Source organism: Vaginisenegalia massiliensis, assembly GCF_900604935.1.
Lineage (GTDB): Bacteria > Bacillota > Bacilli > Lactobacillales > Aerococcaceae > Vaginisenegalia > Vaginisenegalia massiliensis.
In genome coordinates, this window is sequence record NZ_UWPC01000002.1 from 140,649 (window position 1) to 155,676 (window position 15,028).

Sequence of the window (15,028 nt, forward strand, 5' to 3'; positions counted from 1 at the left end):
ATTCCAAAAAGGGAAGGGTGATCCGTTTTTAAGTTTTCTTGCTATTGTTTTCGATGAGTCATTATTTAATTCATAGATCATTTTGCTTATTTGGCCCCTGTTATGTTGAAAATGGAACAGCTGTTAGAAAAAATTTTTATTATGCTCAAATTTGCGCAAAATCTTCTTGAAATAACGAGGGGATTGCGGTATATTAATGACCAGTGGTCGTTTGTTGCTTTTATCGATGTTCGGCTACACAAATCTGACCTGTGCTTTGTTTGACGAGTCACCAACGTTTTACTAGGCAGCAGGCATATCTTTAAGAAAGAGGTGAAGGGAATGTCATTATCAAAAGAACGCAAAAACGAAATTATTCGTGAATATGCTACCCACGAAGGAGATACTGGTTCTCCAGAAGTACAAATTGCTGTTTTGACTGAAGAAATCAATGTGTTAAACGATCACATTCGTACACACAAGAAAGATTTCCATTCATACCGTGGACTTATGAAAAAAGTAGGTCACCGTCGTAATTTGTTAGCATACTTGCGTGACAAAGATATTCAACGTTATCGTGAATTAATTCAACGTTTAGGTTTACGTCGTTAATTCCGTCAATTAAGGATGGCAGACTGCCATCCTTATTTTTTTGTGGTATGATAGGGTAAGGAGACTGCTACTATACAAGTATGAGCCAAGAATAAGAACGAGCTTCCTCACTTTGTTTGGAGTCCAGTTCTAACGTGCAGCTTCAACCTCCACTTTCCAAAAGTACGCACCAAGCGTTTGCTTGCTTTACGTCTTTTGGAGAAGTGATTCGAAGCTAACCGCACGTTATCACTTTGTTGGTTGATATTTGTTTAGTAGTACTCCGTGAATTTAATGATAAAAGGAGCGTTTTTATGTCAAGTAAGCAAGTTTTTTCGACGACTTTAGGTGGTCGTCCTTTATCAGTTGAGATTGGCCAATTAGCTAAGCAAGCCAATGGTGCGGTCTTGGTACGTTATGGGGATACCGTTGTATTATCAGCTGCTGTTGCCTCAAAAAATCCAACAACAGGTGATTTCTTCCCGTTAACAGTGCATTATGTAGAGAAAATGTACGCGGTAGGAAAAGTTCCTGGTGGTTTTATTAAGCGAGAAGGGCGTCCGTCTGAGAATGCGACATTAACTAGCCGTTTAATTGACCGACCATTACGTCCGATGTTCCCTGAGGGAGTTCGAAATGAAATTCAAGTAACCAATACGGTTCTTTCGGTTGATCCTAATAATTCACCTGAAATGGCAGCTATGTTAGGGGCTTCATTGGCTTTAGCCGTTTCAGATATTCCTTTTGATGGTCCAGTTGCAGGTGTAAATGTGGGTCGTGTGGATGGTCAGTTAATCATCAACCCGAGCGAAGAACAAATGGAGTTAACCGATATTGAATTAACTGTAGCGGGTACGGCAACAGCCATCAACATGGTTGAGTCTTCGGCTAAAGAAGTGTCTGAAAAAGATATGTTGGAAGCTTTATTATTTGGGCATGAAGCGATTAAAGAATTAGTGGCATTCCAAAACGAAGTAGTTGCTGCCGTCGGTAAAGAAAAATTCGAATTAACCATTGCTGCCATCCGTCCTGAAATTCAAGCTCAAGTGCAAGAACTATACAAGATGAAGATGGTAACAGCTATTCAAACAGTTGAGAAAAAGGCTCGTGAAGCGGCGGTTGAAGAAGTGATGGCTGAAGCGATGACCTACTTTGAAGAAAAATTCCAAGATGAAGCAGAGAAAGAAGCTTTCCTTAAAGATGTTTCAGCAGCTTTACATGATTTAGAGAAAGATGAAGTCCGTCGTTTAATTACCAAGGAACGTGTGCGTCCTGATGGTCGTAAAATCGATGAGATTCGGCCATTAGATGCGGAGGCTGGTTTACTTCCACGGGTTCATGGTTCTGGTTTATTCACTCGTGGACAAACCCAAGCCTTGACCGCAGCAACTTTAGCTCCTTTAGGCGAATATCAAGTGATTGATGGCTTAGGTAGCGAAGACAAGAAACGCTTTATTCATCATTACAATTTCCCTAACTTCTCTGTTGGTGAAACTGGACGGGTAGGAAGTCCAGGTCGCCGTGAGATTGGTCATGGAGCGCTTGGCGAACGGGCTTTAAAACAAGTTATTCCATCTCCAGAAGATTTCCCATATATGATTCGTTTAGTTTCCGAAGTTTTGGAATCGAATGGTTCGTCTTCGCAAGCTTCTATCTGTGCAGGAACTTTGGCCTTGATGGATGCAGGTGTGCCAATTAAGGCTCCTGTAGCCGGTATCGCTATGGGCTTAGTGATGGAAGGCCTAGACTATACTGTATTAACCGATATTCAAGGTCTAGAAGACCATCTAGGGGATATGGACTTTAAAGTAGCGGGGACCACTGAAGGGATTACGGCTTTACAAATGGACATTAAGATTCAAGGAATTACGGAAGCTATCTTGACTGAAGCTTTGGATCAAGCGCAAAAAGCACGTCTTGAAATCCTTAAAGTCATTACCGATGTCTTACCTGAACCTCGCAAAGAGTTAAGCCCATATGCACCGAAAATCGACCTTATTATGATTGATCCAGAGAAAATCAAAGTAGTCATTGGCCGTGGTGGGGAAACTATCAACTCAATCATTGACCAAACAGGTGTGAAGATTGACATTGACCAAACAGGTATCGTAAGCATCGCTTCAACAGATCAAGTCATGATTGACAAAGCCAAAGCGATGATTGAAGCTTTAGTTAAAGAAGCTAAGGTTGGCGAAGTATATGAAGGCGTTGTGAAACGAATTGAAAAATTTGGCGCGTTCGTAGAAATTTTACCAGGTAAAGATGGCCTAGTGCATATTTCTGAGTTGGAACACCGCCGGGTTAACCAGGTGGAAGATGTTCTGAAATTAGGCGATAAAGTCCAAGTCAAAGTGATTGAGATTGACAAACAAGGGCGGATTAACTTATCACGCAAAGCTCTTATTGAAAAAGAACAAGCTTAAGATTGAACGATAAGTGTCTAAGTGTAGAAAGACCGTTTTGCAAAAGCAAAACGGTCTTTGTTGTTAGAAATGGCCCGCAAAGAATCTTTCAGTAACCTGAAAATGATTACTTTATTGTATTAATGGTTTAAGCTTAAACTAGGACAAGGACGAAGAACTCTGGTTTTTTATTAGAGGGAAACTATGCTATAATATCAGAGAATATGTCGATATCAAGCGACAAGAGATTAAATTGAGGTGTAAAATGACTGATATAAAGATTATCCCTTTAGGGGGTGTCCGTGAAAACGGCAAAAATTTGTTTGTAGTAGAGGTTGATGAGTCAATCTTTGTTTTGGATTGTGGTTTAGTCTTTCCCGAAGATGAATTATTAGGTATTGATGTTGTCATTCCTGATTTTTCTTATTTAGAAGAGAATGCTGAGCGAGTAGTGGGTATTTTCTTAACCCATGGACATGCAGATGCAGTCGGAGCTTTACCTTATTTGTTAGAGTTAGTAGATGTACCCGTTTTTGGTACAGAATTGACCATTCAATTAGCTAGTATCTCGGCTAAGTCACAAGGCTTGGAAGACCGCTTAGAGAATTTCTACAAAATTGATGAAGAAACTGAAATTGAGTTTGATAATGTTACGGTAAGTTTCTTCAAAACGACCCATACCATTCCTGATTCCGTCGGTATTGTTTTGAATACCAGTAAAGGAGCCATCGTCTATACAGGTGACTTTAAGTTTGATCCAAGTTCCAATGATTTATATCAAACGGATTTTGGTCGTTTAACCGATATTGGTGAAGCGGGTGTCTTAGCATTATTAAGTGATTCTGCTGAAGCGGAAAGTCCCGTAGAAAATGTGAGTGACTTGAAGATTTCCGAAGATATGACTGAAATATTCCGTAATGCAGAAGGCCGAATTATTGTAGCTTGTGTGGGTTCAAATATTATTCGTATCCAACAAGTCCTTGATGCAGCTCATGCTTCTGGTCGAACTATTTTTATCGCTGGTGAAGAGCTATATGATATTGTTGACACGGCCATCAAACTTGATAAGATTCGCATACCTAGTAAGAATGTCATTGGCGATATTGCCAAATTGAAGACAATGGCAGATGATAAAGTCATCGTTTTAGAGACAGGTAATACTGGTGAACCGATTAAGAGTTTACAATTGATGGCGACTAACCGTCATCCACAAGTAGCTTTGAAAGAAGGGGACTTGGTTCTCTTTGCTTCTACTCCATCGATTGCCATGGAAACAACCATGGCCCGCACTAAGGATATGATTTATCGGGTAGGGGCTTCGGTTCAAACCATTACCGATAACTATAAAACATCGGGTCACGGAACGCCTCATGATTTGAAATTAATGCTGAACTTTATGAAGCCTAAATACTTTATTCCTGTCAATGGGGAATATCGTATGCTAGCAGCCCATGCTGAATTAGCTAGTCAAGTGGGCTACCAAGCGGATCAGATCTTTTTACCAGCCTTAGGTGATGTGATTGATTATCATAAAGGTCAAATGACGATGACTAATAAAGTTGTTGCCGGCAATGTGCTTGTTGATGGTATTGGTGTGGGTGATATCGGTAATGTTGTTTTACGTGATCGCCGCATCTTAAGTGAAGATGGTATTTTCGTGGTGGTCGCAACGATTTCACGTCGTTTAAAGACCGTCTTAGTGGGACCGCAAATTACATCACGTGGTTTTGTTTATATGAAAGCTTCGACTGACTTAATTGAAGCTTGCTCGGACATGACCTTAGAAGTTCTTGAAAAACATTTGGCGAGTGATGCCTTTGATTGGTCTGAACTAAAAGCTGATTTACGTGAACAGATTGGAAAATATTTGTTCAAAGAAACCAAACGACGTCCTGTAGTATTGCCGATTATCATGGAGGCTTCTAACTACAAACCCCAAGAACAATAGGAGGAATGTCGATGAATGCTAGAAGCAAACGTTTGATGATTGATATTGTAATAAGTCTTTTCTGTGTAGTGATACTGTCATATGTGACTCAACTTGCTGATAAGCACGTGTCCAATTATCTAGGGTTAATTTCTATTCTACCCGTTATCTGGGTGGCCCTCCGCCATGGTTGGGCTACTGGTGTCTTCCTAGGAGGACTATCGGGTCTAGTGGTAGGGTTATTTCAAGGACAGGCCACTCATTGGCAAATTTGGGTGATTAGCACCATCCTTCCGCTCATGTTGGCGGGAGTGGCAGGTCTCTTTGCTAAATATACGCAAAAGACGCTGAATAACCGTCGTTATTCATCCACATTCTTGAATATCGGAACAGGTTCGTTCTTGGCAAGTCTTTTAGCAGGAGTAGTTAAAGGCCCCATTAGCCGCTTATCACTCGCTCAAACGGAAGCCTTCAATTGGTCAGATCCTAATTTATGGATCCAGATGGGTCTGTCTTTTGTTATAGGGACGCTAATCTTATGTATGATGGCTAAAGCTAAAGCGAGTTTATTAATACCTAAACGCAGTAAATACTTATCACGACGTGAAACGTCTTCTTTATTAAATGATTAAAAAAGAATAGCCAACCCGGATAGGACGGGTTGGCTATTCTTTTTAGATACTAAGCAATATTGGCAGATACACTTAGTATTTGGTCTAACAAAAGTAAATAATGGCGGTTAGAGTCTAGCTCTTTTACCGCAATGCGTCGATCAGCTTGAACAGTAGAAACGACGGTGACAAGCCGATGAGATTGTTGAATCTGATTATCATCTTCATAGAATTCAAAACAAATTTTTAAAGGCTTTTGAGAAACATAGTGGTGATGAAGTTTTTGCTCAACTTGATGAAGGGGCATGATGAAGCGTTGAACTTTACTTTCTTCCTCCTCTTGAAAGAAGGGTTTGAAGGCATGATGAATATGTTTGACAAGGCGATTAGAGGAAGAAAAGTTAACAGGCAATTCCATATGATCAAGCTCCTTTATATAATGAGTATATATTATTACAGGCGAACATCTGTTTGTGTTTATAGTATACGAACAAATGTTCCGTTTGTCAACAAGTGAATTCAAATTTTTTTGATAAGCACAAAAAAGCCCTAGCATAAGCTAGGGCAAAGAAACTGCGTAAATAAAAATTTGATTTGAATTGGATAAATTTTATTTGTTTCGTTTATTAACAATCTTTAAGTAACGGTAGATACTTGGTTCAGATACGTTTAACATTTCGGCTACTTGGGATACGGCCCCTTTTAATTGGAAGATACCTTTACGTTCTAGTTTTTCAACGATATCTATTTTAGCTTCTTGGCTTAAACTAAGGGTTCCTTCAAGAATATCGGGATCGATTACTTCGCCGATAATATCTTTCATACTATTCGATAAAATTTCAACAAACTCTTCTTCGCCTTCCGCTTGACCTTCAGTATGGAATTGAGGAATTTCACCTGGTCCGCTACTTGTCACTGGAGCTTGAGAATTAATTAAGTTCATGATGTCTTTAGAAAGTTGCTGATATTTTGAATAGTCATTGTTAATACAAAGCATTCCTTCTAAGTTGCCTTCTTCATCTTTTAAGTAAAAGGTAGATCCTAAAATAGCATCGTGTCCTTTTACCTTGGCTTTATAGTTCGCAATATAGTCATTGTCGTAATAAGCTTTGTTACGCATTAATTCTAAAGCGAAACCGGTGAGTGGAGAATCCGTCGTCCGGCCACTGATATGATTATTAACGATGGAAGCAATATGAGACTCGTTGCCTTCTAAAATATGGAGAATAATCTCATAATTGGGTCCCAAGGTTGCACCGAGAAATTTAGTTAAATTTATGTAATTCTCTAAACGATATTTGTCCATGGAAGGATCCTCCATTCATTATTTTCAGTTATTTATAATCAATTTATCATAATATGAGAGAAAAATCACTTAAAATTTAGCAAACCTTTTCATTATGCTAAATTTACCTAGTTTATTTATTAGAATATTGCAGAAAATTATTGAATGGGGAATATAAAGGTATATAATTTATTTTAAATATTTAATTTAAAAAGCTAGTCAGCTTTACTCCTTTCTACTGAAAATAACAAGGGGTTTGACTGTTGGAAAAGGGCATACTTTGTTATACTGAAGGAGTACTTTGATTTGCAAGGAGGTGTTGAAACGATGGCCAATACAACATTAGATGAGATGCAATTAATTGAAGAAGAAGTTAATCACATTTTGCAAGATTACGATCAACAGATTGCAGCATCGCAAGCATCAATTCAAGAGAAATTGACCAAGGTCGCTGACCAATATGATCAAGAAACGCAAGTGCAAGTAGCAAACTTAGAAGTGAACTATCAGCAAGAACGTCAGGACTTGCAAATGAAGGTGGATCAAACCATCGCAGACAATCAAGCAAAGATTGATGCGGCCTTAACAGATCGCAAAGCAGATTTGATACGTCAAATAGTGGAAGAGGTGGTAGAGAAATATGGCAATTAGTCCGATGATGAAAGTGACCATGATTGCGCCTAAAGACCATCTTGAAGCCCTGCTTAAAGCCGTGCAAGTCTTAGAACGGGTCCAAGTGATGAACTTGGCCCAAGAAGATGAATGGCAAGCCATAGATCAAACTCTGGCAGAACCACGGATTAAGCAAAAAGATGACCGCCAAGGTATTGAACTGACTGATGAGGAGGCTTTGCATTATCTGCTTAAACGTCAGAGTCGCCTTGAAAGTGCTATTCAACAATTCGAAGCCTATGTACCCAAACCAAGTATGTGGCAACAACTAAAACAAGGAAAGCCTGATTATTCCTTTGATCAAATTGAAGCCCATGGTTTAAGTTACGATGAAGAGCCGATTGTTGAAAAGGCCAATCAACTCACTAAACAATTACAAAATCTTGCTGAAGAGAAGGTTCATTTGCAAGAAGAGCGTGATATTTTAGTAAAATGGCGGACGCTTGATGTGACGCCTCAAGCCTTGAAGAATTTTAAACATATTCAAGCTGTGATTGGTAAAGTTCCTTCTACGCAAGAGGATCCTTATATTAAATTCATTAAGGAACATCCTGACCTCGATCACAAGGTTATCTATGTTGATGATAAAGAGTATGGCTTAGTTGTTTTCTTTAGAGGCGGTCAAAGCGATGCTTTGCTCAAAGAATTGCAAGATCATGAATTTGAGCTATTTAAGTATGATTTACCGATATTGCCTGCTCAACGCGTCAAAGAAATTGATCAACGTAGTCAAGATCTTAAAGCAGAGGTCAAACAAATTGAGGGACAATTACAAGCAGCCCAACAAGATTTGCAAGCACTTAAATTGCAAGTGGAGTATGTTACCAACTTATACTCACGCCAAAGTGTCAAACAAATGGTGGGGCGGACTCAACATCTAGTAGCTGTTGAAGGATGGATAGAAGAATCAGAAAGCCAAACCTTTGTCCAATCGATTCAAGCTCAATTTAAGGAAGCCGTGACTATTCGTTTGACTCCCGTTGAAGAGAGTCAGACTGATCAAGTTCCTATTAAATTGAAGAATCATCCTTTAGTGGAACCGTTTGAATTGGTGACAGAAATGTATGCCTTACCTAAATATTCTGAATTAGATCCAACGCCGTTTTTAACTCCTTTTTACATTACTTTCTTTGGGATGATGGTGGCGGATTTAGGGTATGGTATTCTAATGACTCTTTTACCGCTCTTGGCTCTGAAGCTTTTTAAATTAGATGCTAAGGCTAAAAAATATGCTCGATTCTTTGCTATTTTAGGTGTTTCGACTATGGTTTGGGGTTTAATTTATGGCTCCTTCTTTGGGACAGTGCTACCGGTTCAATTAATTGACCCAAGTAAAGACGTCACAACGGTCCTAGTCCTTTCGGTTACCTTCGGTTTTATTCAAATCTTGACAGGGCTCTTCCTGAACGGTTACCAAAAAGTAAAACACAAAGACTATGTTCCCGCCTATTTAGATGGGTTCTCTTGGATTTTTATCCTTGTAGGCCTTCTCTTATTAGTGTTAGCTAAGCAATTCCCACAGTATGGCTTTATGGGTCCAATCGGTAAATGGTTAGCTATTTTAAATGCGATTGGCATCTTGATTGCGTCAGTGATTCAAGCAAAAGGACCTATCGGCTTGGGGACAGGTTTATATAGTCTTTATGGAATTAGTTCCTACGTAGGGGATATTGTATCCTATACGCGATTGATGGCTTTAGGCTTATCCGGTGGATCGATTGGGGCAGCCTTTAATATGATTATTCAATTCTTGCCGCCCATTCCACGTTTGACTCTTGGGATTATTCTTTTTATTATTTTACATCTCTTGAACATCTTCCTATCAATCTTGTCAGGTTATGTTCATGGAGCTCGGTTAATGTTTGTCGAATTCTTTGGTAAATTCTATGAAGGAGGCGGACATGCCTTTTCTCCGCTTCGATCATCAGATAAATATATTAATGTCATTCAAAATAAAGCGATGGAGGAATAAAAATATGGAACAATTAGCAGGATATTTTTCACAATTTGGTGGTGCATTCTTTGGTTTGTTAGGTGTTGCTGTAGCTGTGACTTTTTCAGGAATCGGTTCAGCTATGGGTGTAGGAATTGTCGGACAAGGAGCCGCTTCGCTCTTGAAAGAAGAACCCGATAAATTCGCCCAAGCCTTAATCTTACAACTTCTACCTGGTACGCAAGGTTTATATGGTTTCGTAATTGGTTTCTTATTATTCTTAAAAATTACTCCTGAAATGACAGTAAATAACGGCTTAGCGTGCTTATTTGCTGCATTACCAGTTGGTTTTGTTGGTTTGTGGTCAGCTAAATATCAAGGTCAAGTAGCCTTATCAGGTTTACAAATCTTGGCTAAACGCCCAGAGCATAATACCAAAGGGATTATCTTAGCAGCCATGGTTGAAACCTACGCTATCTTAGCCTTTGTTATTTCCTTCATGTTACAAGCAGCCATTAAATAGAAAGGACCAGTAAGCATGAGCGATTTAAATGCCTTAAAAGAAACTCTTTTAGCGCAAGCTCGTGAGCAAGGCCAAGCTAAATTAGCAGCAGCTGTCAAAGAACATGAACTTGCTTTCCAACAACAAGAGCATGACTTACTTGCTGAACGGGCTAATCGGCGTCAACATCAATTGAATGAAGTCACTAATCAACATCAACGTCAACTTCAACAATTAAAGAATCAAGAGCGTCAATCTTCGCTAAAAAGCAAACAAGAAGTCTTGAACCAATTGTTCGAGGGCGCTTTAACGATGATGACTGAGTGGAGTTCTTCAGAACATATAGCCTTCTTTGAGCGTGTGATATCTCAATATAAAGATCAGCCCCTAGATTTAATCCTAGGTGAGCAGACAAAAGATGCCTTTACTGACATAGATTTAAGTCGATATCCACATTTAAGCGTGAATCCGGAACCGATTAAAGGTCAAGCCGGATTTGTCTTAAGTGATGGTAAAGTCGAGTACAACTATCTATATCAAAGTTTAATTAATGATACACGACAAGATACAAGCTTGAAATTAGCCAATCAAGTATTTGAAGAAGCCTAAAGGAGGGGACGAATATGAACGCTAGTGAATTTTCACAGGTAAACACCTCAATTAGCGTCAGAGAACGAACTTTCTTAACGGGTGAACAGTTGAAGCAGATGTTAGCAGCGAGCGACAATGAGACATTATCCTTGCAACTAGCTAATTCAAACTATCATATTTCAGCGGCTGATTTAAGTAAACCCGACCAAATTGAAAAAGCTTTAATGACGGCATTAGCCCAAGAATATCAATTTGCTTATCAAGAGGCACCTGATAAGAGGGTAGTGGATATTTTCGCTTTAAAATACACCTACCATAATTTGAAATGCTTATTGAAAGCTCGGGCAACTGATTTCGATTTGTCTTCGTTGCTCATTCCAATTGGAGCATATGACATGGCAGATTTAACCTATTTAGTCTCGTCTTTACAATCATCAGCTTGTGATCCAATTCTCGTTGATGAAGTTCAGGATGCTTGGCGGGATTACCAAGAATATCGAGATCTAAAAGCCATTGATTTAGGAATGGATTACGCTTATTTCCATCATTTAAGAAAGATTGAACAGGCAATAGACCATCCGCCTATTAGTGAATTAGTCAATGCCATGATTGACTTTTATAATATCATTGCTGCCAAACGCGCAAATGAACAAGGTAAACCTAATTCTTTTACCTACAAAGTGATGTCAAATAGTTCTCAACAAGAGATGGCCGACTTAAACCGTTTTGTTCAAGATGATCTGTTAGCCACTTGGTTTAGTCCAATGAACTTGATTGATTTTGGCCATCAATTTGATGAGTCGATTAATCGAATGAAACAAGCAACTGTAACGGCTAGTGAACTAGAACGAGTTCGTGATCGCTTCTTGCAAGCCTTGTTGGACCGTTCTAAACTCGATAGCATGGGGCCTATGCCGCTTTTACGCTATCTTTATGGTAAAGAGATGGAAGTCAGCAATTTACGTTTGATTTTAACCGGCAAGGCCAATAGTTTAAGTCAAGACCAATTAATAGAAAGGATGAAACCTGTTTATGGCGAATCATGAGCTTAAAATAGGCGTGGTCGGCAATCGCGATGCTATCTTGCCATTCCGTTTGGTTGGCCTACAGATTCATCCGGTTACGACGGGCCAAGAAGCGCGGACGACCATTGATCGCCTAGCCAAAGAAGACTATGGCATAATCTATTTGACTGAAGATTATGCCCAATTAATACCTGAAACGATTGCCTATTATGATACGGTTCCAACACCGGCTTTAATCTTGATTCCGACGCATCATGGATCCCTAGGGATAGGCTTACAGCGCGTGCAAGATAATGTCGAAAAAGCGGTTGGACAAAATATTTTATAAGATAAGGAGGGAATGGATTGAGTCAAGGTAAAATTATTAAAGTATCGGGTCCCCTTGTAGTAGCATCTGGTATGCAAGAGGCTAATATTCAAGACATTTGTCATGTTGGCCATTTGGGTCTGATTGGGGAAATCATCGAGATGCGTCAAGACAAGGCCTCCATTCAAGTTTATGAAGAAACATCAGGAATTGCACCAGGAGAACCTGTCGTAACAACAGGACATCCTTTATCTGTTGAACTAGGACCGGGTATTATTTCGCAAATGTTTGATGGAATTCAACGGCCGTTGGATACCTTTAAGACAGCTACCCAGAGTGATTTCTTAGTTCGGGGGACCAATGTCGATGTCCTTGATCGACAAAAAGAGTGGGCTTTCGAAGCTCGTAAACAAGTTGGGGATTGGGTTACTACCGGCGATGTGGTCGGAGTGGTGCAAGAAACATCAGTGGTTGAGCACCGGATTATGGTTCCTAATGGCGTTGAAGGTAAATTAACCAAAATTGAATCGGGAAACTTTACCGTAGATGCGGTAGCCTATGAGTTAGAACTTGAAGATGGCCAGGTTTATCAAGGAAAGTTAATGCAATTATGGCCTGTTCGTAAAGGACGACCATTTAAACGTAAATTAGCACCTCAAGAACCACTAGTAACTGGTCAACGAGTTATTGATACCTTCTTCCCAGTAACTAAAGGGGGAGCAGCAGCTGTACCAGGACCTTTCGGTGCAGGTAAAACCGTGGTTCAACACCAAATCGCCAAGTTTGCCAATGTGGATATTGTAGTCTATGTTGGTTGTGGTGAACGGGGTAACGAAATGACCGACGTTCTGAATGAATTTCCTGAATTAATTGATCCGAATACGGGCCAATCGATTATGGAACGAACGGTGTTAATCGCTAATACATCTAATATGCCAGTAGCTGCTCGGGAAGCGTCGATTTATACAGGGATTACGATTGCTGAGTACTTCCGTGACATGGGCTACTCAGTGGCCATTATGGCGGATTCGACTTCTCGTTGGGCTGAGGCTTTGCGGGAAATGTCGGGTCGTTTAGAAGAAATGCCGGGTGATGAAGGTTATCCAGCTTATTTAGGTTCGCGTATTGCAGAATATTATGAACGGTCAGGTCGAGTTGAAGTATTAGGTAGCGAAGGCTTAGAAGGGACCATTACGGCAATTGGGGCTGTATCACCGCCAGGTGGAGATACTTCAGAACCTGTTACTCAAAATACCTTACGTATTGTTAAAGTTTTCTGGGGCTTAGATGCTCAACTTGCTCAAAAACGTCACTTCCCATCGATTAACTGGCTATCTTCTTATTCCCTATATTCGGATGAAGTGGGTCAATATATTAATCAACAAGAAAAAATTGAATGGGCAGATAAAGTGATTCGTGCGATGAATATTCTGCAAAAAGAAAGTGAACTAGACGAAATTGTTCGTTTAGTCGGTATTGACTCTTTATCTGATCGTGATCGGGTGACGATGAATGCGGCTAAGATGATCCGTGAGGATTACTTACAACAGAATGCTTTCGATGAAGTGGACACTTATACGTCATTTACTAAGCAAGTAGCTATGTTAAATAATATTTTACATTTTGAAGAACAAGCGATGGAAGCTCTTAAGTTAGGTGCTTACTATAATGAAATCATTGACGGCACTGTGGAACTCCGCGATAAGATTGCCCGGAGTAAGTTCGTTGCTGAAGAAAATTTAAGCCAAATCAAAGACTTGTATGGCCAAATTGATCAACAAATGAAAACTGTTTTAGCCAATGGGGGTGAAGCACATGGCAGTCATTAAAGAGTATCGAACCGTTGGTGAAGTAGTGGGTCCCTTAATGATGGTTGAAGACGTTGAGGGCGTTCAATATAACGAATTAGTTGAAATTCAAATGCACGATGGTCAAGTGCGTCAAGGTCAGGTTTTAGAGGTTCAAGAAGACCGGGCTATGGTTCAATTGTTTGAAGGGTCTTCAGGAATTAACCTTGAAAAGACCAAAGTTCGCTTTACAGGTCGTCCTCTTCAACTTGCTGTATCTGAAGATATGGTTGGCCGTATCTTTAATGGAATGGGTAAAGTAATAGACGGAGGACCGGAAATCATTGCCCAAAAATATTTAGATGTCGATGGGCAGCCGATTAATCCCGTGGCAAGGGACTATCCGGATGAATTCATTCAGACGGGAATCTCTGCTATTGACCATCTCAATACCTTAGTTCGTGGACAAAAATTACCGATTTTTTCTGGTTCTGGTTTACCACACAAGGAATTAGCGGCGCAAATTGCTCGTCAAGCGACCGTATTGAATTCGGATGAGAAGTTCGCGGTTGTCTTCGCAGCTATGGGAATCACTTTCGAAGAAGCTGAATTCTTTATGAATGATTTGAAACAATCTGGAGCTATTGATCGGTCCGTTTTATTCATTAACTTAGCTAACGATCCAGCTATCGAACGGATTGCGACACCTAAGATTGCTTTAACAACAGCTGAATACTTAGCTTATGAAAAAGGTATGCATGTCTTAGTTATTATGACGGACATGACTAACTATTGTGAAGCTTTACGGGAAGTATCTGCTGCTCGTCGTGAAGTGCCAGGACGCCGGGGTTATCCGGGTTACCTCTACACTAACTTATCGACGATTTATGAACGGGCAGGGCGTTTAATTGGTAAGACGGGATCAGTCACCCAAATTCCAATTTTAACGATGCCAGAAGACGATATTACTCATCCAATTCCCGACTTAACCGGCTATATTACCGAAGGTCAAATTATTCTATCTCGTGAGTTGTATAATTCAGGTTATCGTCCACCGATTAATGTGTTGCCGTCCTTATCCCGGTTGAAGGATAAAGGTTCTGGTGAAGGTAAGACGCGGAAAGACCATGCCCCAACCATGAACCAATTGTTTGCGGCCTATGCGCAAGGTAAACAAGCTAAAGAATTAGCGGTCGTACTCGGTGAATCGGCTTTATCGGATACCGATAAACTTTACTTAGAATTTACCAATCGTTTCGAGGAAGAGTATATTAACCAAGGTTTCTATACCAACCGTACTATTCAAGAAACGCTTGACTTAGGTTGGGAGCTCTTGAATATCTTGCCACGGACTGAATTAAAACGGATTAAAGATGACATGATCAATGAATATCTCCCTAATAAGGAGGGATAAGC

At 40.0% G+C, this 15,028-nt stretch carries 14 protein-coding genes; 12 read left to right on the plus strand and 2 right to left on the minus strand.

What is annotated here, in order from left to right; genetic code table 11:
• Positions 1-321: 321 nt before the first annotated feature.
• From rpsO to EIH20_RS01730, 4 genes are all read left to right on the plus strand, one after another.
• On the plus strand, positions 322-591 hold the full coding sequence (rpsO, locus tag EIH20_RS01715) for a 30S ribosomal protein S15 (RefSeq protein ID WP_124057634.1): 270 nt from the start codon (positions 322-324) through the stop codon (positions 589-591).
• A 293-nt stretch (positions 592-884) separates the two neighbouring features.
• Positions 885-2,993: a polyribonucleotide nucleotidyltransferase gene (pnp, locus tag EIH20_RS01720; protein WP_124057635.1), complete on the plus strand. Its 2,109-nt coding sequence runs from the start codon at positions 885-887 to the stop codon at positions 2,991-2,993.
• Between the two features lie 244 nt (positions 2,994-3,237).
• On the plus strand, positions 3,238-4,920 hold the full coding sequence (locus EIH20_RS01725) for a ribonuclease J (RefSeq protein ID WP_124057636.1): 1,683 nt from the start codon (positions 3,238-3,240) through the stop codon (positions 4,918-4,920).
• A gap of 11 nt (positions 4,921-4,931) precedes the next feature.
• A complete protein-coding gene (locus tag EIH20_RS01730) occupies positions 4,932-5,531 on the plus strand; it encodes an energy-coupled thiamine transporter ThiT (protein ID WP_164470837.1) in 600 nt (199 codons plus the stop codon).
• Positions 5,532-5,580: 49 nt separating this feature from the next.
• On the opposite strand, the gene EIH20_RS01735 is transcribed toward EIH20_RS01730, so the two are convergent.
• A complete protein-coding gene (locus EIH20_RS01735) occupies positions 5,581-5,928 on the minus strand; it encodes a hypothetical protein (protein WP_124057638.1) in 348 nt (115 codons plus the stop codon).
• 192 nt (positions 5,929-6,120) lie between these two features.
• Positions 6,121-6,816 carry a helix-turn-helix transcriptional regulator gene (locus EIH20_RS01740; RefSeq protein ID WP_124057639.1) on the minus strand — a complete coding sequence of 232 codons (696 nt, stop codon included), beginning with the start codon at positions 6,814-6,816 and terminating at the stop codon, positions 6,121-6,123.
• A gap of 306 nt (positions 6,817-7,122) precedes the next feature.
• On the opposite strand from EIH20_RS01740, the gene EIH20_RS01745 reads away from it, so the two are divergent.
• Genes EIH20_RS01745 through EIH20_RS01780 form a run of 8 tightly spaced genes read left to right on the plus strand, consistent with a single transcriptional unit; the run spans position 7,123 to position 15,026 of the window.
• The gene (locus EIH20_RS01745; RefSeq protein WP_124057640.1) at positions 7,123-7,446 is read left to right on the plus strand and encodes a hypothetical protein; all 324 of its coding nucleotides are present in this window, start codon (positions 7,123-7,125) and stop codon (positions 7,444-7,446) included.
• Positions 7,436-9,439 carry a V-type ATP synthase subunit I gene (locus EIH20_RS01750; RefSeq protein ID WP_124057641.1) on the plus strand — a complete coding sequence of 668 codons (2,004 nt, stop codon included), beginning with the start codon at positions 7,436-7,438 and terminating at the stop codon, positions 9,437-9,439. Before EIH20_RS01745 ends, EIH20_RS01750 begins: the two co-directional genes overlap by 11 nt.
• 4 nt (positions 9,440-9,443) lie before the next feature.
• Positions 9,444-9,923, plus strand: coding sequence for a V-type ATP synthase subunit K (locus EIH20_RS01755; RefSeq protein ID WP_124057642.1), 480 nt, complete (start codon positions 9,444-9,446; stop codon positions 9,921-9,923).
• A gap of 15 nt (positions 9,924-9,938) precedes the next feature.
• Complete coding sequence (locus EIH20_RS01760) at positions 9,939-10,511, plus strand: hypothetical protein (protein ID WP_124057643.1); 573 nt, start codon at positions 9,939-9,941, stop codon at positions 10,509-10,511.
• Positions 10,512-10,525: 14 nt separating this feature from the next.
• Entirely contained in the window at positions 10,526-11,539 is a 1,014-nt protein-coding gene (locus EIH20_RS01765; RefSeq protein ID WP_124057644.1) for a V-type ATPase subunit, read from the plus strand.
• Positions 11,526-11,846, plus strand: a complete 321-nt coding sequence (locus tag EIH20_RS01770) for a V-type ATP synthase subunit F (protein WP_124057645.1) — start codon at positions 11,526-11,528, stop codon at positions 11,844-11,846. Before EIH20_RS01765 ends, EIH20_RS01770 begins: the two co-directional genes overlap by 14 nt.
• A 17-nt stretch (positions 11,847-11,863) precedes the next feature.
• Positions 11,864-13,654, plus strand: a complete 1,791-nt coding sequence (locus EIH20_RS01775) for a V-type ATP synthase subunit A (RefSeq protein WP_124057646.1) — start codon at positions 11,864-11,866, stop codon at positions 13,652-13,654.
• Positions 13,641-15,026: a V-type ATP synthase subunit B gene (locus tag EIH20_RS01780; RefSeq protein WP_124057647.1), complete on the plus strand. Its 1,386-nt coding sequence runs from the start codon at positions 13,641-13,643 to the stop codon at positions 15,024-15,026. Before EIH20_RS01775 ends, EIH20_RS01780 begins: the two co-directional genes overlap by 14 nt.
• Positions 15,027-15,028: the final 2 nt, after the last annotated feature.